We start from the raw sequence: 17,981 nt of genomic DNA on the forward strand, positions 1-17,981 counted from the left end.
AGAACGATGGCCGAGCCCCGCAAGAAATCGCTGATCTCCCACGGCACCGCCGCGCAGAACCGCAAGGCGCGCTTCGACTACAAGATCGGCGACACCTACGAGGCCGGGCTGGTGCTGATGGGGCCGGAGGTGAAGTCCCTGCGCGCCGGCCGCGCCGCCATCGCCGAGGCCTGGGCCGGCGAGCGCGACGGCGAGCTGTGGCTGTTCAACTGCTACATCCCGGAATGGCAGGCGGGCAGCTTCGTCTCGCAGTTCGAGCCGCGCCGGCCGCGCAAGCTGCTGCTGAAGAAGAAGCAGATCGAGAGCCTGACCGGCGCCGTGGCGCGCGAGGGCGTGACGCTGGTGCCGCTGGAGATCCTGTTCAACGACCGCGGCATCGCCAAGGTCGTGCTCGGCCTGGGCGAGGGCAAGAACAAGGCCGACAAGCGCCACGCCATCGCCGCGCGCGACTGGCAGCGCGACAAGGCCCGGCTGATGCGCGACAAGGGCTGAACGGCTCTTCCGGGCAGGCCCTAGCCGGCGCCGCGGCCGAGCAGCGCCGCCACCCGCAGCGCGCTGGCCAGCGGCAGCTCGGGGTCTTCCCGCGCCGCGTCCAGCCGCTGCACCAGGGCGGAGAGGGCCAGCCCCTCCGCCGCCGCCATCGCCTCCAGCGCCGCCCAGAAGGCCGGCTCCAGCGCCACGCTGGTGCGGTGGCCGGCCAGGGTGAAGGAGCGCTTCTGGAGGTGGGCGCCGGTCATCGGCGGTGGCTCACCCGGCCCCGGCCAGGGTGGCGCCGGGGCTGACCATCTCCTCCGGCTTCACCCAGGCGTCGAAATCCTCGGGCTTCACATAGCCGAGCCGCTCGGCGGCGTCGCGCAGCGTCAGGTTCTCGGCCAGCGCCTTCTTGCCGATCTGCACCGCCTTGTCGTAGCCAATGCGCGGGTTCAGCACCGTCACCAGCATCAGCGACTTCGCCAGGTTCTCGGCGATGCGCGGCCGGTTCGGCTCCAGCTTTTCCACCATGTTGTGGGCGAAGCTCTCGGCGGCGTCGGCCAGCAGCGTCACGGATTGCAGCGTGGCGTTGATGATGACGGGCTTGAAGACGTTCAGCTCCAGGTGGCCCTGCGCGCCGGCTACGGTGATGGCGGTGTGGTTGCCCATCACCTGCGCCGCCACCATGGTCAGCGCCTCCGACTGCGTCGGGTTGGTCTTGCCCGGCATGATGGAGGAGGACAGCCCGTCCGCCGGCACGACCAGCTCGGAGAAGCCGGAGCGCGGCCCGCTGCCCAGCAGGCGGATGTCGTTGCCGATCTTGGTGAGCGACACGGCCAGGGTGTTCAGCACCCCCGACAGCTCGACGAAGGAATCCTCCGCCCCCATCCCCTCGAACTTGTTGGGGTTGGGCTGGAAGTCGAGCCCGGTGAGCGCGCGCACCCGCTCGCAGAAGGCGGTGTCGAAGTCAGGATGGCGGTTGAGGCCGGTACCGACGGCGGTGCCGCCCTGCGGCAGCAGGCGCAGCCGGGGCAGGGCGCCGCGCAGCCGGTCCTGGCCATGCGCCACCTGCGCGGCCCAGGCGGCGAATTCCTGGCCCAGCGTCACCGGCACCGCGTCCATCAGGTGGGTGCGGCCGACCTTGACGATGTCGCCCCATTCCGCCGCCCGCTTCTCCAGCGCCGCCCGCAGCACGCCGAGCGCCGGGATCAGCCGCTGCTCCACCGCCTCGGTGGCGGCGATGTGCATCATGGTGGGGAAGCTGTCGTTGGAGGACTGGCCGCGGTTGACGTGGTCATTGGGATGCACCGGCTTGCGGGTGCCGAGGGGCTGCCCCAGCATCTCGTTGGCGCGGTTCGAGATGACCTCGTTGGCGTTCATGTTGGTCTGGGTGCCGGAGCCGGTCTGCCAGACGGGAAGGGGGAAGTCGGCATCGCGCTCGCCCGCGGCGATCTCGGCGGCGGCGGCGATGATGGGGTCGGCGATCTCGGCCGGCAATTCGCCCAACGCCTTGTTGGCCTCGGCGGCGGCCTGCTTCTGCAGGCCCACGGCGCGGATCAGGATGCGCGGGAAGCGCTCCGTGCCGATCCGGAACAGGCGGCGGGCCCGCTCGGTCTGCGGGCCCCAGTAGCGGGCAGCCTCGATCTCGATGGTGCCGAGGCTGTCCGTCTCGGTGCGGGTCTCTGCGTGCGTCTCGGGCATGGGATGTCCCTTCCTGCGGTCCGGTTCAGGTAGGGAGCGAAGCAGACCCCGCACAGGTTGCCACGCCGCCGGATATGCCCCGCGGCGCGGTCACGGCTCACCAGCCGTAGTGGCGGCGCGGCGGGGGCGCGTAGTAGGCGACCGGCGGCGGCTCGTAATACACCACGGGCGGCGGGGGCGGCGGTGCGTAGTAAGCCACCGGCGGCGGCGCGTAATAGGCCACGGGCGGCGGCGGCGGGGCGTAGTAGTAGGCCGGCGGCGGTGCCGCCTGGGCGGTGGCGGCGCTGCCGACCAGCGCGCCCACGGCCAGGCCGCCGATGATGCCGGCCACGACCGCACCGCCATTGCCGCCACCGCGGTGGCGGTGCCAGTCCCCCGCCTGCGCGGCTGGGCTGGCGAGGCCAATGGCCGCCAGGGCGGCACCGGCAAGGAACAAGGAGCGGAACGGGGTCATGTGGGTCGCCCTCCTGGGCTCTATCCTCCCACTATAGCGCCGATTGGCGCCGGAATAAGGCGAAGCAGGGGCGCGATGATGGCGCGCCGGGCCTGCGCCCGGCGCGGGGCCGCCGCCTGCCCTCAGGCGCGGGCGCCGTAGGTGGCCAGCTCGATCAGGTTGCCATCCGGGTCCCGGCAATAGACGGAGGTGATGGGGCCGAGGGCCCCCGCCTTCGCCACCGGCCCCAGCTCCACCGTCACGCCGCATTCGTGCAGGTGGGCGATGACGTCCTGCGCCGTGACGGCGACGACGAAGCAGAGATCCTGGCAGCCCGGGGCGGCGGCGGGGCCGGTGAACCAATCCTCCTGCGTCGCCGTCTCCGGGCGCAGGTTGATCTTCTGGCCGCCGAACCGCAGCGCGTTGCGGCGCTGCTCGCCGAAGGCCTCGCGGTCCATGCCCAGCACGCGCTGGTACCAGGAGGCCGTGATCTCCACATCCCGGCAGGTGATCACCAGGTGATCCAGCCGGTCCACCGCGAAACGCATGCTCAGCTTCCTCCCTCGCCGCGCGCCGGCTCATGCGGCGCCGGACGCAGCCGGGCCGTCACCTCGATCTCGATCCGCATGGCATCCGTCTGCAGCCCGGCATGGATCATGGTGGAGGCCGGGCGGGCCCGGCCCAGCCACCTCCGCGTGACGGGCCAGCAGAGCGGCCAGTCCTCCCGCCGCGGCACGATGAAGGTGGCGCGCACCACGTCGTCGAGCGTGGCGCCGGCCTGCTCCAGCGCGGCGGCGATGTTGCGGAAGGTCTGCTCGCACTGCTCCGCCACGCCCTCGGCGATGGTCATGGTGGCGTAGTCGTAGCCGGTGGTGCCGGAGACATAGACGGTGTCTCCCACCACCACGGCACGTGAGTAGCCGATCTCTTCCTCGAAGCGGCTGCCCGAGGAGATCAGGCGGCGTTCCATGCGGTGCTCCTCAGCCCGTGGCGGCGGGGCAGGGTTGCGCCCGGCGGACCCGTTCCGCCTGGGCCGGGAAGCGCGCCAGCCTGTCGGCCGGGCGCACGGGGCGGGCCACCAGCTCTCCGCCGCAATTGGGGCACCGCCCGCCGAGCCGCGCCGTGGCGCAGTCCCGGCAGAAGGTGCACTCGAAGGAGCAGATCAGCGCCTGCCGCGAATCGGGCGGCAGGTCGCGGTCGCAGCATTCGCAATTGGGGCGGAGCGCCAGCATGGCCGCGCTCTTACTCCAGCCCGTCGTAGAAGTCGTTGCCCTTGTCGTCCACCACGATGAAGGCGGGGAAGTCCTCCACCTCAATGCGCCAGACGGCTTCCATGCCGAGCTCCGGGTATTCCAGCACCTCGACCTTGCGGATGCAGTCCTGCGCCAGCCGCGCCGCCGGGCCGCCGACCGAGCCGAGATAGAAGCCGCCATGCGCCTTGCAGGCGTTGGTGACGGCCTTGGAGCGGTTGCCCTTGGCAAGCATCACCAGGCTGCCGCCGGCGGCCTGGAAGGCGGCCACGTAGCTGTCCATGCGGCCCGCCGTGGTGGGGCCGAAGGAGCCCGTGGGCAGGCCCTCGGGGGTCTTGGCCGGGCCGGCGTAGTAGACCGGGTGGTCCTTCAGGTATTGCGGCAGGCCCTCGCCACGGTCGAGCCGCTCCTGCAGCTTGGCGTGGGCGATGTCGCGCGCCACGACGATGGTGCCGGTGAGCGAGACGCGGGTCTTCACGGGATGCTTCGACAGCTCGGCGCGGATCTCGTCCATCGGCCGGTTGAGGTCGAGCTTCACCACCTCGCCACCCAGGATCTCGTCCGTGGTCTCGGGCAGGAAGCGGGCCGGGTCGTGCTCCAGCGCCTCCAGGAACACGCCCTCGGGCGTGATCTTGGCCTTGATCTGCCGGTCGGCCGAGCAGGAGACGCCGATGCCGATGGGCAGGGAGGCGCCGTGGCGGGGCAGGCGGATGACGCGCACGTCGTGGCAGAAATACTTGCCGCCGAACTGCGCGCCGATGCCCAGATTCTGCGTCAGCTTGTGGACTTCCTGCTCCAGCTCGCGGTCGCGCAGGCCATGGCCGGACCTGTCGCCGGTGGCGGGCAGCTCGTCGAGGTAGCGGGTGGAGGCCAGCTTCACCGTCTTGAGCGTCGTCTCGGCCGAGGTGCCGCCGATGACGATGGCCAGGTGGTAGGGCGGGCAGGCGGAGGTGCCCAGCGTCTTGATCTTCTCCTCCAGGAAGGCCAGCAGCTTCGGCTTGTTCAGCACGGCGCGGGTCTGCTGGAAGAGGAAGGTCTTGTTGGCCGAGCCGCCGCCCTTGAGCACGAACATCATGTGGAACTCGTCCGCATGGTGGTCGCCGGGGGAGGCGTAGATGTCGAACTGCACGGGGAGGTTGTTGCCGGTGTTCACCTCCTCGAACATCGAGAGCGGCGCCATCTGCGAGTAGCGCAGGTTCGTCTCGGTGTAGGTGCGGTGCACGCCGTAGGAGAGCGCCTCCTCCTCATCCCCCTCGACCCAGACGCGCTGGCCCTTCTTGCCGAAGACGATGGCGGTGCCGGTGTCCTGGCACATGGGCAGCACGCCGCCGGCCGAGATGGAGGCGTTCTTCAGCAGGTCGAGCGCCACGAAGCGGTCATTGGCGCTGGCCTCGGGGTCCTTCAGGATCTTGGCCAGCTGCTCCAGATGGCCGGGGCGGAGGAAGTGGGACACCTCCTTGCACGCCGTGAAGGCCAGCTGCTCCAGCGCCCCGGGCGAGACCTTGAGGACCTTCTTGCCCTCGACCTCGATGACCTTCACCCCCTCGATCGGCAGCTTGCGGTAGGTGGTGCGGTCCTCGCCCAGCGGCAGCATGGGGGAGTACTGGAAGCCCTTGCTGCGCTGGGAAACCGGGGTGCCCGCGTCGGTGTCGTTCAGCGGGGTATCGGCCAGAGGGGCGGCGGGGGGAATGTTGTCAGGGGTCATCGGACGCTCCGGCAGCTCGGCAGAGGCAGGACAGCAGGGGCAGGGCGCCGCCGGACGGGCAGCGTCGCGCCGGGAAAGAGGTAGTGCAGCCCGCCGGGCAAGCCAACCGGCACGGGCCCCGAAGCGGGGCCTGCCCGTGGCGTCAGCGGGGGAGGGCGGTGCCGCTCAATCCCGGGTCGGGCGGCGGCGGAAGGCGTCGAGGCTCACCACCTGGGCGGGGCCTTCCGGCTCGGCCGGGGCAGGGGCCTCGGCCTCCGGCTGCTCCGCCATCGGAGAGGGCGCGACCTCGGCCCCGGCAGGCGCCGCCGCCTCAGCGGCCTCGGCCGAGGGAAAGCGCAGCCCCACCCGCACATGCGGGTCCCAGAAGGCGGTCAGGGCGGAGATCGGGATCACCAGCGTCGCCGGCACCCCGCCGAAGGACAGGCCGGCCGTGACGAAGCCCTGCTCCCGGTCGACCTTCAGGTCCCAGAACTGGTGCTGGAGGACGATGGTCATCTCCTCCGGGTAGCGGGCCTTGAGGTGACCGGGAATGGCGACGCCAGGCCGGTCGGTGCGGAAGGTGAGGTAGAAGTGGTGCTCACCGGGCAGGCCGTGCTCGCCCGCATGTTCCAGGGCGCGCAGCGCGACCTCGCGCATGGCGTCCTCGGTCCAGCGATCGTAAGGCAGCAGGCTTTCCGCCTGCCTGGTCTCATCCGTCATGCAGCATACCCCGGCAGACGCCCAGAAAACGCATGACCCATACCGGATGCTCCCCAGGTGCGGGAAGTGGTCCAGCGCAGGAAAGGGACGGGAGCGGCAAATCAGTGGGGGGATTCTGTTGCCCGGTTCCCCCCGGACCGCGCTTACCTATTGTTAGGCAGCGAGCGCCATGGTCTCGCGACCATTATCGTTGGCACTTGTGATTTAGCCCGATAACGGCGGTACAATGCCGGGCAAAAGACATGGCTTTACCACGCGCGTCGAGCCTGTTTCGTCCCCAGAAGCCCGCCAGACGATCCCTGGCGGCGATGCTGGTGGAGACGCCGGGCACTGCCCCCGGGTCCGCAACGCTTATTCCACATGCCGTTTATCGCCATAGTCCCCGAGGGGACGACGACGATATAGGCCGCCCCGCGGCGGAAATCGAGGGGGCGCTTCCGGAAAAGCGCCGCGCCCGCCCGCCCCACATCTCTGGCTTGTACACCTCTGGCGTGCCGGAGGCGGCCGGCCCCGGCCGTGCTGGAACTCTGCCGACCGGACCGCCCGCGTGGGGCGGGCCTCCGGTGTCATGAGCGGGTGAGCCCGGACCAGGACACGGCAGGCCGGGCGATCAACATGCCGTGAAGGTCGTGCACTTCCGCATGTGTGCCGCGCACCGGGCCCCGCAGATCGGCGCTGGTGGGATGGCCCCCTTTTGGCTAGACCCTGCGCGACCCGGAGCCCGGGGCCACCGCCCCGAGCCTCACTGCCTTTCGCGCCTTCTCCGGTTCCGCCTTCCGGCTTTCCGGCCGTGGCGGCTTCCGCACGCCCAGGATCTGAACCCATGGAACTCACCGCCGCGCAGCGTCAGGAACTCTCGGAAGCGCAGGCGGCGCGGACGGAGACGCGGCGCCCCACCGTGCCGGCCCTGGAGGCGATGCTGTTCGAGCCGCTGCCGGTGCTGGACCACGGCTTCGTCCGCGTGGTGGACTACATGGGCGACGACGCGGCGGTGGTGCAGGCGGCGCGCGTCTCCTACGGCCGCGGCACCCGCGCGGCGAACGAGGACCGTGGCCTGATCCGCTACCTGATGCGGCACTGGCACAGCACGCCCTTCGAGATGTGCGAGATCAAGTTCCATGTGAAGCTGCCGATCTTCGTGGCGCGGCAGTGGATCCGCCACCGCACCGCCAACGTGAACGAGTACTCGGCCCGCTACTCCATCATGGACCGGGAGTTCTACCTGCCCGCCCCGGCGCAGCTCGCCGCGCAGTCGGCCAGCAACCGGCAGGGGCGGGGGGATGTGCTGGAAGGGCAGGAGGCGGCCGAGGTGCTGGAGCTGCTGCGCCAGGACGCCATGCGCAACTACGACCACTACCAGGCCATGCTGAACCTCGACGAGGCGGGCAACACGCTCGACCCCGCCCGCCAGGGCCTGGCCCGCGAGCTGGCGCGCATGAACCTGACGCTGAACGCCTACACCCAGTGGTACTGGAAGACCGACCTGCACAACCTGCTGCACTTCCTGCGGCTGCGGGCCGACGCGCACGCCCAGTACGAGATCCGCGTCTATGCCGAGGCGATGCTCGCCGTGCTCGATGCCTGGGTGCCGGCGGTGGCGGAGGCGTTCCGCGACTACCGGCTCGGCGCCGTCACCCTCTCGGCGCAGATGCTCGGCGTGGTGAAGCGGCTGCTGGCGGGCGAGCCGGTGACGCAGGAGCAGAGCGGCCTCTCCAAGCGGGAATGGCGCGAGCTGATGGAGCAGCTCGGCCGCGCCGCCTGAGGCCCGCGCCATGGCCGCCGCACCCCGTGGCAGCACCGCCCGCGCGCCCCGCCGCGGCAAGGCCGCCGCGCCGCCGCGCCCCGGGCTGTGGCGGCGGCTGAAGGGCCTGCTGGGCGGCTTCTCCTGGCGCCGGTGGCTGGCGGTGTGGATCTGCGTGGCGGTGCTGCTGGTCGGCATCCCGCTGGCGCATGCCATGGTGGGCGATCTGGGCGCGCTGCTGCTGCTGACTGGCGTCGGCGGCTTCGCGCTCGGGCGCTCCACGGCGCCGCAGCGCGGCATGATGCGCGGCCAGGAGAAGGGCAGGGGCGCCGCGTCCGGCGCCCGCCGGGGCGCGTGAGGACGGCCCGCAGGCCCTGGCTGCGGGGGAGGCATGGACGATGTTCTGGGTGATTCTGCTGCTGGTGCTGCTGCTGGGCTTCCCGCTGATGATGGCGCTGGCGGCCATCTCCTTCGGGCTCTGGCTGGCCTGGGCGGTGCTGGCCCTGGCCTGGGCCGTCATCACCTTCGTGGTGCATGACGCGGCCACGGCGCTGCTCGTCGTGGCCGCCCTCTGGCTCGGCTACCGGCTGGGGCGCCGCCGCCTCACTCCATGACGATGCGCGGCCCCTTCGCCGCCTCGCCCAGCTTCCGCCGCAGCCGCTGCGCGATGGCGCGGTAGCGCCCCGCCTCCTCGCTCTCCGGCCGCGCCATGACGATCGGCGTGCCGGCATCGGCCAGTTCGCGGATCTCGAGCTTCAGCGGCAGCTCGCCCAGGAACTCCACCCCCATCCGCTCCGCCTCGGCCCGCGCCCCGCCATGGCCGAAGATGTTGGCCGTGTGGCCGCAATTCGGGCAGCAGTAGTAGGACATGTTCTCGATCAGCCCGAGAACCGGCACCTTCACCTTCTCGAACATGCGCACGCCGCGCCGCGCGTCGATCAGCGCCACGTCCTGCGGGGTGGAGACGATGACGGCGCCGGCCAGCGGCACGCGCTGGCTGATGGTGAGCTGCGCGTCGCCGGTGCCGGGGGGCATGTCCACCACCATCACGTCGAGCGTGCCCCATTCCACCTGGCCCAGCATCTGCTCCAGCGCACCCATCACCATCGGCCCGCGCCAGATCATCGGCGTCTCCTCCTCGACGAGGAAGCCGATGGACATGGCCTTCAGCCCCCAGCGGGAGAGCGGGATGATGCGCCCTCCCGTGGCGCGCGGCTTCTCCCGCGTGCCGAGCATCTGCGGCAGGGAGGGGCCGTAGATGTCGGCGTCCAGCAGCCCGACCTTCAGCCCGTCCGCGGCCAGGGCCACGGCGAGGTTGACGGCGGTGGTGGACTTGCCGACGCCGCCCTTGCCCGAAGCGACGGCGATGATGGAGGTCATCTCGGGCAGCAGCATCGGCCCCTGGCCCGGGGCGGGGCGGGTGGCGCGGGCGGTGCCCGGCGCCGGGGCGGCGCCATGCGCGTGGTCATGCCCGTGCGCGTGCGGGGTGGTTGGCGCGGGGATGTCGCGGTGCGCCGTCAGCACGCAGGTGGCGGAGAGCACGCCGGGCACGGCGGCCGCCGCGCGCTCGGCCGCCGCGCGCAGCGGCTCCAGCGCCCGGGCGCGCTCGCGCGGCACGGCGAGGGCGAACTGCACCATGCCGTCCCGCGCCGAAAGCCCCTGCAACATGCCGGAGGAAACAACGTCCTGCCCGCTCTCCGGGTCCCGCAGCGTGGCGAGCGCCGCGCGCACGGCCTCCGACAGTGACTCCGACATCGCTTGAAAACCCCTTCATACCGGACAATATCGGCCCCGCCCTCGCCGTGGCGTGATCCGCATGGATTGCGCCTTGGCCCGGACAGGGCGACATATGGTCCGGCCCTGTCGCGCATGCACCGTCTGTGCGCAAGCGTCTGTGGCCGGGAGCACACGTAACGGGAGAGCAGCCAGCCTATGCCCTGGAACAGTAGCGGCGGATCCGGCCAAGGAGGCAGCCCTTGGGGCAATCCACGCCCCGGTGGACCTTGGGGACAACCGCCACAGGGCGGCGGCGGCGGGCGCAGTCCCGGCGGCGGCCCTGATCTCGACGAGGCCATCCGCCAAGCGCAGGACGCGCTGCGGCGCTTCCTGCCGGGTGGTGGCGGCACCGGCAAGTGGATCGGCATCGGCGCCGTGGTGCTGCTCGGCCTGTGGGCCGCCAGCGGCATCTACCGCGTGCAGCCGGACGAGCAGGGCGTGGTGATGCGCTTCGGCGCCTTCAACCGCACCACCATGCCGGGCCTGAACTACCGCCTGCCCTGGCCGGTGGAGAGCGTGACCACGCCGCGCGTGACGCGCATCAACCGCATCGATGTCGGCTTCCGGGCGTCCAGCGACGCGCCGCTGACCCGTCCCGTCCCCGCCCGGGACGTGATCGAGGAAAGCCTGATGCTGACCGGTGACGAGAACATCATCGACATCGACTTCGCGGTGTTCTGGCGCATCCGCGACGCGGGCGAGTACCTGTTCAACACCCGCAATCCCGAGCAGACCGTGAAGCTCGCGGCCGAGAGCGTGATGCGCGAGGTGGTGGGCCGCACCCCCATCCAGCCGGCGCTGACCGAGGCGCGTGCCGAGATCGAGCAGGCGGTGCGCACCGGCACCCAGTTCATCCTCGACCAGTACGGTTCGGGCATCGAGCTGGCGCAGATCCAGCTGCTGAAGGTGGAGCCGCCGGCCGAGGTGATCGACACCTTCCGCGACGTGCAGCGCGCCAACGCCGACCGCGAGCGCATGCGCAACGAGGCCGAGGCCTACCGCAACGACATCATCCCCCGCGCCCGCGGCGAGGGCCAGCGGATGATCCAGGAGGCGGAAGGCTACAAGGAGAGCCAGGTCGCCCGCGCCCGCGGCGAGGCGTCGCGCTTCACCTCCATCCTCTCCGCCTACCAGGTGGCGCAGGACGTGACGATCCGCCGCCTCTACCTCGAGACGATGGAGGAGATCCTGCGGCGCAACCCGAAGATCCTGGTGGATGACCGCCTGCAGGGGGTGGTGCCCTACCTGCCGCTGGATGGCGCGACGCAGCCCGCCGCCCCGCCGCGCGCCGCCGCCGCCGCCGCGCCGCCGGCCCCGCCCGCGGTGCTGAACCCGCCGCGCGCCAACGCGCAGGGAGGCGCCCGATGAACCGCATGCTGCTGCTGGGCGGCGTGGTGCTGGTGGGCATCGCCACCGCCGCCTCCTCGCTGTTCACCGTGCACCAGACCGAGCAGGTGCTGGTGACGCAGTTCGGCGAGCCGATCCGGGTGATCAACGACCCAGGCCTGCACGCCAAGATCCCCTTCATCCAGACGGTCATCAGCTTCGACCGCCGGCTGCTCGACTACGACGCGCCGGGCGAGGAGGTGATCCTGAGCGACCAGCGCCGGCTGATCGTGGACAGCTTCACCCGCTTCCGCATCACCGACCCGCTGCTGTTCTTCCAGACGGTGGGCGCGCAGGAGGCGGGCATCCGTGCCCGGCTCTCCTCGGTGGTGGTCTCGGCGCTGCGCCGCGTGCTCGGCAACGAGCCGCTGCTGGCCGTGCTCTCCTCCGACCGCGCGCGGATCATGACGGAGATCAACCGCCAGGTGAACGAGGAGGCCCGCCGCTTCGGCGTGGCGGTGGAGGATGTGCGCATCCGCCGCGCCGACCTGCCGGAGGAGAACACCCAGGCCATCCTCAGCCGGATGCAGTCGGAGCGCGAGCGCGTGGCGCGCGAGGCGCGCGCCGAGGGCGCCGAGGTGGCGGCGCGCGTCCGCGCCGGGGCCGACCGCGAGCGGACCGTGATCCTGGCCGAGAGCCAGGCGCAGGCCGACACGCTGCGCGGCCAGGGCGAGCAGGAGGCGATCCGCATCTTCGCCGAGGCCTACCAGCGGGACCCGGAGTTCTTCGGCTTCTACCGCGCCATGCAGGCCTACCGGGAGGCCTTCTCCGAGGGCGAGACCCGGCTGGTGCTGACGCCGGATTCGGAGTTCTTCCGCTATTTCCGGCAGAGCCGCCCGGGCCTTCCGGTGCCGGGCGTGCGCCCGACGCCAGGGGCCGAGGCGGAGCCGAACGGCGCCGCGGCTCAGGCCGCGCCGGCGCCCGCCAGCCCGGCGCCCGCCAACCCGGCACCGGCCAACTGAACCGGATAGCGGCGTGACCGCCTTCCAGGTCCTGGCCGGCATGGCGGTGGTGCTGGCGCTGGAGGGGCTGCTCTACGCGGCCTTCCCCGGCGCCATGCGCCGCGCCCTGGCCACTCTCGCCCTGCAGCCGTCGGAGCGGCTTCGGCTGGTCGGGCTTGGCGTCGCCGTGGTGGCCGTGGTGGCGGCGACGCTGCTGGTACGCGCCTGAGGCGCGGGCCAATCTTTGTGACAGGAAGGCCCGCCCCGGTTGCAACCGCAGCCGGGGCGAAGCTTTTTGTAACAGCTTTTCCATCATGCTCGGGTCCGGCTGCCCTTCCGGCGCCGCCCGCGCCGCCCCATTCTCTCCCCCATGCCGGACCGATCCCCGTCCGGGTTCTGCTTGTCGCAAGCGAGGTTTGCCGATGCGTCTCGCCACCCTGATCCTGAGTGCCACGGTCGCCGCGGTGCCGCTCGCCCAGCCGTTGCGGGCCGTGGCCCAGCCGGCGACCGTCGCGCCCAACACCCCCGCGGCGCCGGGCCCCGTCGCCACCACCCCGGAGAGCTTCGCGCCGCTGGCGCGCAAGCTGCTGCCCTCGGTGGTCAACATCCAGACCAGCCAGACGCTGCAGGCGCGCGGCAACCGGCCGGATGCGCCGGAAATGCCGCAGGCCCCGCCGGGCAGCCCCTTTGAGGAGCTGTTCCGCGAGTTCTTCGAGCGCAACCGGCCGCCGGGCGCCCGTCCCGGCCAGCCGCCGCGCCGCCAGCAGAGCCAGGGCTCGGGCTTCATCGTCGACGCCTCCGGCATCATCGTGACGAACAACCACGTCATCGACGGTGCCGACGAGATCAACGTGGTGCTGCACGACAACACCACGCTGAAGGCCGAGCTGGTGGGCACCGACAGCCGCACCGACCTCGCCGTGCTGCAGGTGAAGACGGACAAGCCGCTGCCCGTGGTGCCCTTCGGCGATTCCGACACGGCCGAGGTGGGCGACTGGGTGCTGGCCATCGGCAACCCGCTCGGCTTCGGTGGCTCGGTTACCTCGGGCATCGTCTCGGCGCGCGGCCGCAACATCAATGCCGGCCCGTATGACGATTTCATCCAGACCGATGCCGCCATCAACCGCGGCAATTCGGGCGGCCCGCTGTTCAACGTGAAGGGCGAGGTGATCGGCATCAACACCGCCATCGTCTCGCCTTCCGGCGGCTCGATCGGCATCGGCTTCGCCATTCCCTCCAACCTGGCGCGCAACATCATCGGGCAGCTGCGGGATGGCGGCCGGGTGCGGCGCGGCTGGCTGGGCGTGAACATCCAGCAGGTGACGGATGAGATCGCCGAGAGCCTGGCCCTGCCCGGCGGCGCGCGCGGCGCGCTGGTGGCGCGCGCCCAGGAGGACGGCCCTGCCGCCAAGGGCGGCATCCAGAACGGCGACGTTATCCTGAAGTTCAACGACCAGGACGTGCGCGAGATGCGGCAGCTGCCGCGCATCGTGGCCGAGACCAAGGTCGGCACCGAGGCGCCCGTGGTGGTGTGGCGCAACGGCAAGGAGGAGACGGTGCGCGTCACCGTGGCCGAGCTGCCGGCCGAGCAGCAGGCCGCCGCCAGCGCGGCGCCGCAGCAGGCCCGCCCGGGTGCTGCCGTGGAGCTGTCCGGCCTTGGCCTGAAGGTGGCGCCGGTCTCGCCCGAGACGCGGGAGCGCTTCAGCCTGCGCGAGGATGCGCGGGGCGTGGTGATCACCGAGGTCTCGCCCGGCAGCAGCGCCGCCGAGCGTGGCCTGACGGCGGGCGACATGATCCTGGAGGTGCAGCAGAACCGCGTCTCCACCCCGCAGGAGGTGCAGGAGCAGATCGCCCGGCTGCGCAAGCAGAACCGCCCGAGCGCGCTGATGCTGATCGAGAACGGGCAGGGCCAGCGCTTCGTGCCGCTGCGCCTGCAGCCCGAGCGCAGCGGCAACCCCGGCTGAGCCTGCTGCCCGACTGACAGAAAGAAGAAGGGGGCCCGGGGGAATTCATTCCCCCGGCCTTTCTTTTATGTGCGTCCCTTTACGAGACGAATTCTCCCGCGCGATACCCCTGCGCGAAGAGGAGGGCGCGCAGATCCGCATGATCGACCCGAACCCGCGCCGCCGCGGCGACCACCGGCTTGGCCCGGTAGGCCACGCCGAGGCCGGCCGCGCCGAGCATGGCGAGGTCGTTGGCGCCATCCCCCACGGCGATGCTGGCCGAGAGCGGCAGCCCCAGCTCGGCGCAGAGGCGCTTGAGGGTGGCGAGCTTGGCGTCGCGGTCGAAGATGGGCTCTGCGACGGTGCCGGTGAGGGCGCTGCCATCATCCTCCAGCACATTGGCGTGGTGGCTGGTGAAGCCGGCCTGGGCCGCCACCCGCCCGGTGAACCAGGTGAAGCCGCCGGAGGCGAGGGCGCAATGCGCGCCATGCGCCACCATGGTGCCGACCAGCTCGGCGGCGCCCGGCATCAGCCGGGTCTCCGCCCAGGTGGCCTCCAGCGCCGAGAGGGAGAGGCCCTTCAGCATCGCTACCCGCTCGCGCAGCGCGGCGGAGAAGTCGATCTCGCCATTCATGCTGCGGCGGGTGATCTCGGCCACGCGCTCCTTCAGCCCGGCATAGGCGGCCAGCTCGTCCAGCGTCTCGCTGGTGACGATGGTGCTGTCCATGTCGGCGATCAGCAGGCGCTTGCGCCGGCCCTCGGCGGGCTGAGCGATGCAGTCCACCGCCGCGCCCTCCAGCGCGGCGCGGGCGGCGGCGTCCGCCTGCTCCGGCGCGAGGCCGGCGAAGGGCAGGTCGAGCGCCTCGCCCTCGGCCAGCCATTCGGGGGTGGCGGCGTCGGCGCCGATATCGATGAGCGCGGAACGGATCCGCGCGGCGAGGGGCGCCTGCAGTTGGCCTGCGGGCGCGATCAGGGTGAGCACATGCTGCATGGGGGGCGGACCATGCCCGTTGGCCGATGACGGATCAACCATCTCCGCGTGAACCTCTGGAGCATGGCCCGCTGGCGCTGCTGGTGGCCGGCCCCACCGCCAGCGGCAAGTCGGCCCTGGCGCTGGGGCTGGCCGCGCGGCTCGGCGGCGTGGTGATCAACACCGACAGCATGCAGGTCTATGCGGGGCTGGCGGTACTGACGGCACAGCCCTCGGCGGCGGAACAGGCGGAGGCGCCGCACCGCCTCTATGGCGAGCGCGACCCGGCCGAGGCCGCGAGCGTGGCCTGGTGGCGGGAGCGGGCGCTGGCGGAGATGGCCGCGGCCCATGCGGCGGGGCGCCTGCCCATCCTGTGCGGCGGCACGGGGATGTATTTCCGCGCCCTGGCCGAGGGGCTGGTGGAGATCCCGTCCATCCCCGAGGCGGCACGGGAGGAGGCGCGCGGCCTGCTGGCGGCGGAGGGGCCGGCGGCGCTGCATGCCCGGCTCTCCCTGGCCGACCCGGAGACCGCCGCCCGGCTGCGCCCGACCGACAGCCAGCGCCTGGCCCGTGCCTTCGAGGTGTGGCGCGGCACCGGGCGCGGCCTCTCAACCTGGCTGGCGGAAGGCGGCACCGGCCCGGCGCGGCTGCCGGACGGCACGCCCTGGCGCCTCGCCGCGCTGCGGCTGGACCCGCCGCGCGAGGCGCTGCGCCAGGCCATCGGCCTGCGCTGGGAGGCGATGCTGCGCGCGGGCGCGGTGGAGGAGGTGCGCGCCCTGCTGGCGCGCGGCCTCGACCCCGCCCTGCCGGCGATGCGCGCGCATGGCGTGCCGGAACTGGCCGCCATGCTGGCCGGGCGCTGGGACCGGGCGGAGGCGGGGCGGCGCGCCTGCCTCGCCATCGGCCAGTACACCAAGCGCCAGGCCACCTGGTTCCGCCACCAGACGCTGGCCGCCCCGAGCGAGACGCATACGATCCATGCGCGTGTCACGCATCTAGAGCAATTTTCGGAAAGAGAATTGGGGGAAATTTTCGCGTTTGTTTGTTCGCGCGTTGACGTGGCGCACCGGGGCGCGTAGATCGGGGGCCCGGGCGGAGAACGCGCCCGGCAAACAGCCACAGGAAAGCCAGAAGCATCATGTCTTCCGCCATCCTTCCCGCCGCATCCGACACCCAGTCCCTGACGGGTGCCGAGATCGTCCTGCGCGCGCTGAAGGAGCAGGGCGTAGAGGTCATCTTCGGCTATCCGGGCGGCGCCGTCCTGCCCATCTACGACGCCATCTTCCAGCAGAACGCCATCCGCCACATCCTGGTGCGGCACGAGCAGGCGGCGGTGCACGCGGCGGAAGGCTATGCCCGCTCCACCGGCAAGGTGGGCTGCGTGCTGGTCACTTCCGGCCCCGGCGCCACCAACGCCGTGACCGGGCTGGTGGACGCGCTGCTCGACAGCATCCCCATCGTCTGCCTGACCGGGCAGGTGCCGACCCACCTGATCGGCAACGACGCCTTCCAGGAGGCGGACACCACCGGCATCACCCGCCCCGCCACCAAGCACAACTACCTGGTCAAGCAGATCGACAAGCTGGCCGAGACGGTGCACGACGCCTTCTACGTGGCGCGCTCCGGCCGCCCCGGCCCGGTGGTGATCGACCTGCCGAAGGATATCCTGATCGGCAAGGGCCCCTACAAGCCGGCGCCCCAGGTGGAGCACCGCTCCTACCGCCCGCAGACCGAGCCGGACGCGGCGCAGATCGCCAAGGCCGTGGCCATGCTCAAGGGCGCCAAGCGCCCGGTGGTCTATGCCGGCGGCGGCGTGATCAATGCCGGGCCGGAAGCCTCCGAGCTGCTGACGAAGTTCGTGCGGATGGCGGGCATGCCCTGCACCAACACGCTGATGAGCCTGGGCTGCTACCCGGCGAGCGACCCGCAGTTCCTGGGCATGCTGGGCATGCACGGCACCTACGAGGCGAACCTCGCCATGCACGGGTGCGACGTGATGTTCAACATCGGCGCCCGCTTCGATGACCGCGTGACCGGGCGGCTCAACGCCTTCGCGCCGAACTCGCTGAAGATCCACGCCGACATCGACCCCTCCTCGATCAACAAGAACGTCAAGGTCGAGGTGCCGGTCGTGGGCGACGCGGCCTCCGTGCTGCGCGCGCTGATCGCCGCCTGGGAGGCGGATGGCGCCACGCAGGACCGCGAGGCGCTGGCCGGCTGGTGGCGCCAGATCGACGAGTGGCGCGGCCGCAACTGCCTGCACTACGTGCAGGAGAGCCGCATCATCAAGCCGCAGCACGCGGTGAAGCGCCTCTACGAGCTGACGCGGCAGAGCGGCAAGGAGACCTTCATCTCCACCGAGGTGGGCCAGCACCAGATGTGGGCCGCTCAGTATTTCGGCTTCGAGAAGCCGAACCGCTGGATGACTTCGGGCGGGCTCGGCACCATGGGCTATGGCCTGCCGGCGGCGATGGGCGTGCAGGTGGCGCACCCGGACGCGCTGGTGATCGACATCGCCGGCGAGGCCTCGATCCTGATGAACATCCAGGAGATGTCGACGCTGGCGCAGTACCGCCTGCCGGTGAAGGTGTTCATCCTGAACAACCAGTACATGGGCATGGTGCGGCAGTGGCAGGAGCTGCTGCATGGCGGCCGCTACTCCGAGAGCTACTCCGAGGCGCTGCCCGATTTCGTCAGGCTGGCCGAGAGCTTCCACGGCGTGGGCCTGCGCGCCGAGAGCACGGACGACCTGGACCGGGTGATCCGCGAGATGATCGCCATCGACCGCCCGGTGATCGCCGACATCGCGGTGGACCAGAAGGAAAACGTCTTCCCGATGATCCCCTCGGGCGCCGCGCACAACGAGATGCTGCTGGCCTCGAACCAGATCAGCGGCGGCGCCGGGGTGACGGATGAGGGGACGGCGCTCGTCTGAGCGCCGGCACCCGCCCACAGCTTCCGCCTC

At 71.5% G+C, this 17,981-nt stretch carries 20 protein-coding genes and 1 other RNA gene; 10 read left to right on the forward strand and 11 right to left on the reverse strand.

What is annotated here, in order from left to right:
* Positions 1-6 precede the first annotated feature (6 nt).
* Positions 7-492 (forward strand): SsrA-binding protein SmpB, encoded by a 486-nt coding sequence (gene smpB, locus CR165_RS01055; RefSeq protein ID WP_109515099.1) that lies wholly within the window; start codon positions 7-9, stop codon positions 490-492.
* A gap of 20 nt (positions 493-512) precedes the next feature.
* Here smpB and CR165_RS01060 read toward each other — a convergent pair whose 3' ends face one another.
* The 9 genes from CR165_RS01060 to ssrA all read right to left on the reverse strand — a co-directional run bounded on the left by CR165_RS01060 (position 513) and on the right by ssrA (position 6,690).
* Entirely contained in the window at positions 513-737 is a 225-nt protein-coding gene (locus CR165_RS01060; RefSeq protein ID WP_109515100.1) for a ribbon-helix-helix domain-containing protein, read from the reverse strand.
* Positions 738-747: 10 nt separating this feature from the next.
* Positions 748-2,172: a class II fumarate hydratase gene (locus tag CR165_RS01065; protein WP_109515101.1), complete on the reverse strand. Its 1,425-nt coding sequence runs from the start codon at positions 2,170-2,172 to the stop codon at positions 748-750.
* A 97-nt stretch (positions 2,173-2,269) separates the two neighbouring features.
* Positions 2,270-2,626: a hypothetical protein gene (locus CR165_RS01070; protein WP_109515102.1), complete on the reverse strand. Its 357-nt coding sequence runs from the start codon at positions 2,624-2,626 to the stop codon at positions 2,270-2,272.
* Between the two features lie 122 nt (positions 2,627-2,748).
* On the reverse strand, positions 2,749-3,153 hold the full coding sequence (locus CR165_RS01075) for a VOC family protein (RefSeq protein ID WP_109515103.1): 405 nt from the start codon (positions 3,151-3,153) through the stop codon (positions 2,749-2,751).
* Between the two features lie 2 nt (positions 3,154-3,155).
* Positions 3,156-3,575, reverse strand: a complete 420-nt coding sequence (locus CR165_RS01080) for a RidA family protein (protein ID WP_109515104.1) — start codon at positions 3,573-3,575, stop codon at positions 3,156-3,158.
* Positions 3,576-3,585: 10 nt separating this feature from the next.
* On the reverse strand, positions 3,586-3,837 hold the full coding sequence (locus CR165_RS01085; protein WP_109515105.1) for a DUF1272 domain-containing protein: 252 nt from the start codon (positions 3,835-3,837) through the stop codon (positions 3,586-3,588).
* A 10-nt stretch (positions 3,838-3,847) separates the two neighbouring features.
* Positions 3,848-5,449, reverse strand: a complete 1,602-nt coding sequence (locus tag CR165_RS01090; protein WP_109515458.1) for a fumarate hydratase — start codon at positions 5,447-5,449, stop codon at positions 3,848-3,850.
* 276 nt (positions 5,450-5,725) lie between these two features.
* Complete coding sequence (locus CR165_RS01095) at positions 5,726-6,259, reverse strand: SspB family protein (protein WP_109515106.1); 534 nt, start codon at positions 6,257-6,259, stop codon at positions 5,726-5,728.
* A 103-nt stretch (positions 6,260-6,362) separates the two neighbouring features.
* Positions 6,363-6,690: a transfer-messenger RNA gene (ssrA, locus tag CR165_RS01100) on the reverse strand.
* A 392-nt stretch (positions 6,691-7,082) separates the two neighbouring features.
* On the opposite strand from ssrA, the gene thyX reads away from it, so the two are divergent.
* The 3 genes from thyX to CR165_RS01115 are packed head-to-tail and all read left to right on the forward strand — an operon-like array spanning position 7,083 to position 8,614.
* Positions 7,083-8,021 carry an FAD-dependent thymidylate synthase gene (thyX, locus tag CR165_RS01105; protein ID WP_109515107.1) on the forward strand — a complete coding sequence of 313 codons (939 nt, stop codon included), beginning with the start codon at positions 7,083-7,085 and terminating at the stop codon, positions 8,019-8,021.
* A gap of 10 nt (positions 8,022-8,031) precedes the next feature.
* Positions 8,032-8,358: a hypothetical protein gene (locus CR165_RS01110; protein WP_109515108.1), complete on the forward strand. Its 327-nt coding sequence runs from the start codon at positions 8,032-8,034 to the stop codon at positions 8,356-8,358.
* Positions 8,359-8,398: 40 nt separating this feature from the next.
* Positions 8,399-8,614: a hypothetical protein gene (locus tag CR165_RS01115; protein WP_109515109.1), complete on the forward strand. Its 216-nt coding sequence runs from the start codon at positions 8,399-8,401 to the stop codon at positions 8,612-8,614.
* Here CR165_RS01115 and CR165_RS01120 read toward each other — a convergent pair.
* Positions 8,604-9,755: an Mrp/NBP35 family ATP-binding protein gene (locus tag CR165_RS01120; protein WP_109515110.1), complete on the reverse strand. Its 1,152-nt coding sequence runs from the start codon at positions 9,753-9,755 to the stop codon at positions 8,604-8,606. The genes CR165_RS01115 and CR165_RS01120 overlap by 11 nt on opposite strands.
* A 177-nt stretch (positions 9,756-9,932) precedes the next feature.
* Here CR165_RS01120 and hflK point away from each other — a divergent pair, with 177 nt between their 5' ends.
* From hflK to CR165_RS01140, 4 genes are all read left to right on the forward strand, one after another.
* Positions 9,933-11,144, forward strand: a complete 1,212-nt coding sequence (gene hflK, locus CR165_RS01125; RefSeq protein ID WP_109515111.1) for an FtsH protease activity modulator HflK — start codon at positions 9,933-9,935, stop codon at positions 11,142-11,144.
* Positions 11,141-12,124 carry a protease modulator HflC gene (gene hflC / locus CR165_RS01130; protein WP_109515112.1) on the forward strand — a complete coding sequence of 328 codons (984 nt, stop codon included), beginning with the start codon at positions 11,141-11,143 and terminating at the stop codon, positions 12,122-12,124. The genes hflK and hflC overlap by 4 nt, the downstream gene beginning before the upstream one ends.
* A 13-nt stretch (positions 12,125-12,137) precedes the next feature.
* A complete protein-coding gene (locus CR165_RS01135; protein ID WP_219929655.1) occupies positions 12,138-12,332 on the forward strand; it encodes a DUF2065 domain-containing protein in 195 nt (64 codons plus the stop codon).
* Positions 12,333-12,525: 193 nt separating this feature from the next.
* On the forward strand, positions 12,526-14,067 hold the full coding sequence (locus tag CR165_RS01140) for a DegQ family serine endoprotease (protein WP_109515113.1): 1,542 nt from the start codon (positions 12,526-12,528) through the stop codon (positions 14,065-14,067).
* 79 nt (positions 14,068-14,146) lie between these two features.
* On the opposite strand, the gene serB is transcribed toward CR165_RS01140, so the two are convergent.
* Positions 14,147-15,037 carry a phosphoserine phosphatase SerB gene (gene serB, locus CR165_RS01145; protein WP_109515114.1) on the reverse strand — a complete coding sequence of 297 codons (891 nt, stop codon included), beginning with the start codon at positions 15,035-15,037 and terminating at the stop codon, positions 14,147-14,149.
* Positions 15,038-15,063: 26 nt separating this feature from the next.
* On the opposite strand from serB, the gene miaA reads away from it, so the two are divergent.
* Entirely contained in the window at positions 15,064-16,095 is a 1,032-nt protein-coding gene (gene miaA / locus CR165_RS01150; RefSeq protein WP_109515115.1) for a tRNA (adenosine(37)-N6)-dimethylallyltransferase MiaA, read from the forward strand.
* A gap of 59 nt (positions 16,096-16,154) precedes the next feature.
* Positions 16,155-17,951, forward strand: a complete 1,797-nt coding sequence (locus CR165_RS01155) for an acetolactate synthase 3 large subunit (protein WP_109515116.1) — start codon at positions 16,155-16,157, stop codon at positions 17,949-17,951.
* Positions 17,952-17,981: the final 30 nt, after the last annotated feature.

It is taken from the genome of Teichococcus aestuarii, from assembly GCF_003116135.1.
Lineage (GTDB): Bacteria > Pseudomonadota > Alphaproteobacteria > Acetobacterales > Acetobacteraceae > Pseudoroseomonas > Pseudoroseomonas aestuarii.

Bases quoted from the DNA above. Each gene is read 5' to 3' on its own strand.
- smpB (WP_109515099.1), top strand. From the start codon at position 7: ATGGCCGAGCCCCGCAAGAAATCGCTGATCTCCCACGGCACCGCCGCG.
- CR165_RS01060 (WP_109515100.1), bottom strand. From the start codon at position 737: ATGACCGGCGCCCACCTCCAGAAGCGCTCCTTCACCCTGGCCGGCCAC.
- CR165_RS01065 (WP_109515101.1), bottom strand. From the start codon at position 2,172: ATGCCCGAGACGCACGCAGAGACCCGCACCGAGACGGACAGCCTCGGC.
- CR165_RS01070 (WP_109515102.1), bottom strand. From the start codon at position 2,626: ATGACCCCGTTCCGCTCCTTGTTCCTTGCCGGTGCCGCCCTGGCGGCC.
- CR165_RS01075 (WP_109515103.1), bottom strand. From the start codon at position 3,153: ATGCGTTTCGCGGTGGACCGGCTGGATCACCTGGTGATCACCTGCCGG.
- CR165_RS01080 (WP_109515104.1), bottom strand. From the start codon at position 3,575: ATGGAACGCCGCCTGATCTCCTCGGGCAGCCGCTTCGAGGAAGAGATC.
- CR165_RS01085 (WP_109515105.1), bottom strand. From the start codon at position 3,837: ATGCTGGCGCTCCGCCCCAATTGCGAATGCTGCGACCGCGACCTGCCG.
- CR165_RS01090 (WP_109515458.1), bottom strand. From the start codon at position 5,449: ATGCTGCCGCTGGGCGAGGACCGCACCACCTACCGCAAGCTGCCGATC.
- CR165_RS01095 (WP_109515106.1), bottom strand. From the start codon at position 6,259: ATGACGGATGAGACCAGGCAGGCGGAAAGCCTGCTGCCTTACGATCGC.
- thyX (WP_109515107.1), top strand. From the start codon at position 7,083: ATGGAACTCACCGCCGCGCAGCGTCAGGAACTCTCGGAAGCGCAGGCG.
- CR165_RS01110 (WP_109515108.1), top strand. From the start codon at position 8,032: ATGGCCGCCGCACCCCGTGGCAGCACCGCCCGCGCGCCCCGCCGCGGC.
- CR165_RS01115 (WP_109515109.1), top strand. From the start codon at position 8,399: ATGTTCTGGGTGATTCTGCTGCTGGTGCTGCTGCTGGGCTTCCCGCTG.
- CR165_RS01120 (WP_109515110.1), bottom strand. From the start codon at position 9,755: ATGTCGGAGTCACTGTCGGAGGCCGTGCGCGCGGCGCTCGCCACGCTG.
- hflK (WP_109515111.1), top strand. From the start codon at position 9,933: ATGCCCTGGAACAGTAGCGGCGGATCCGGCCAAGGAGGCAGCCCTTGG.
- hflC (WP_109515112.1), top strand. From the start codon at position 11,141: ATGAACCGCATGCTGCTGCTGGGCGGCGTGGTGCTGGTGGGCATCGCC.
- CR165_RS01140 (WP_109515113.1), top strand. From the start codon at position 12,526: ATGCGTCTCGCCACCCTGATCCTGAGTGCCACGGTCGCCGCGGTGCCG.
- serB (WP_109515114.1), bottom strand. From the start codon at position 15,037: ATGCAGCATGTGCTCACCCTGATCGCGCCCGCAGGCCAACTGCAGGCG.
- miaA (WP_109515115.1), top strand. From the start codon at position 15,064: ATGACGGATCAACCATCTCCGCGTGAACCTCTGGAGCATGGCCCGCTG.
- CR165_RS01155 (WP_109515116.1), top strand. From the start codon at position 16,155: ATGTCTTCCGCCATCCTTCCCGCCGCATCCGACACCCAGTCCCTGACG.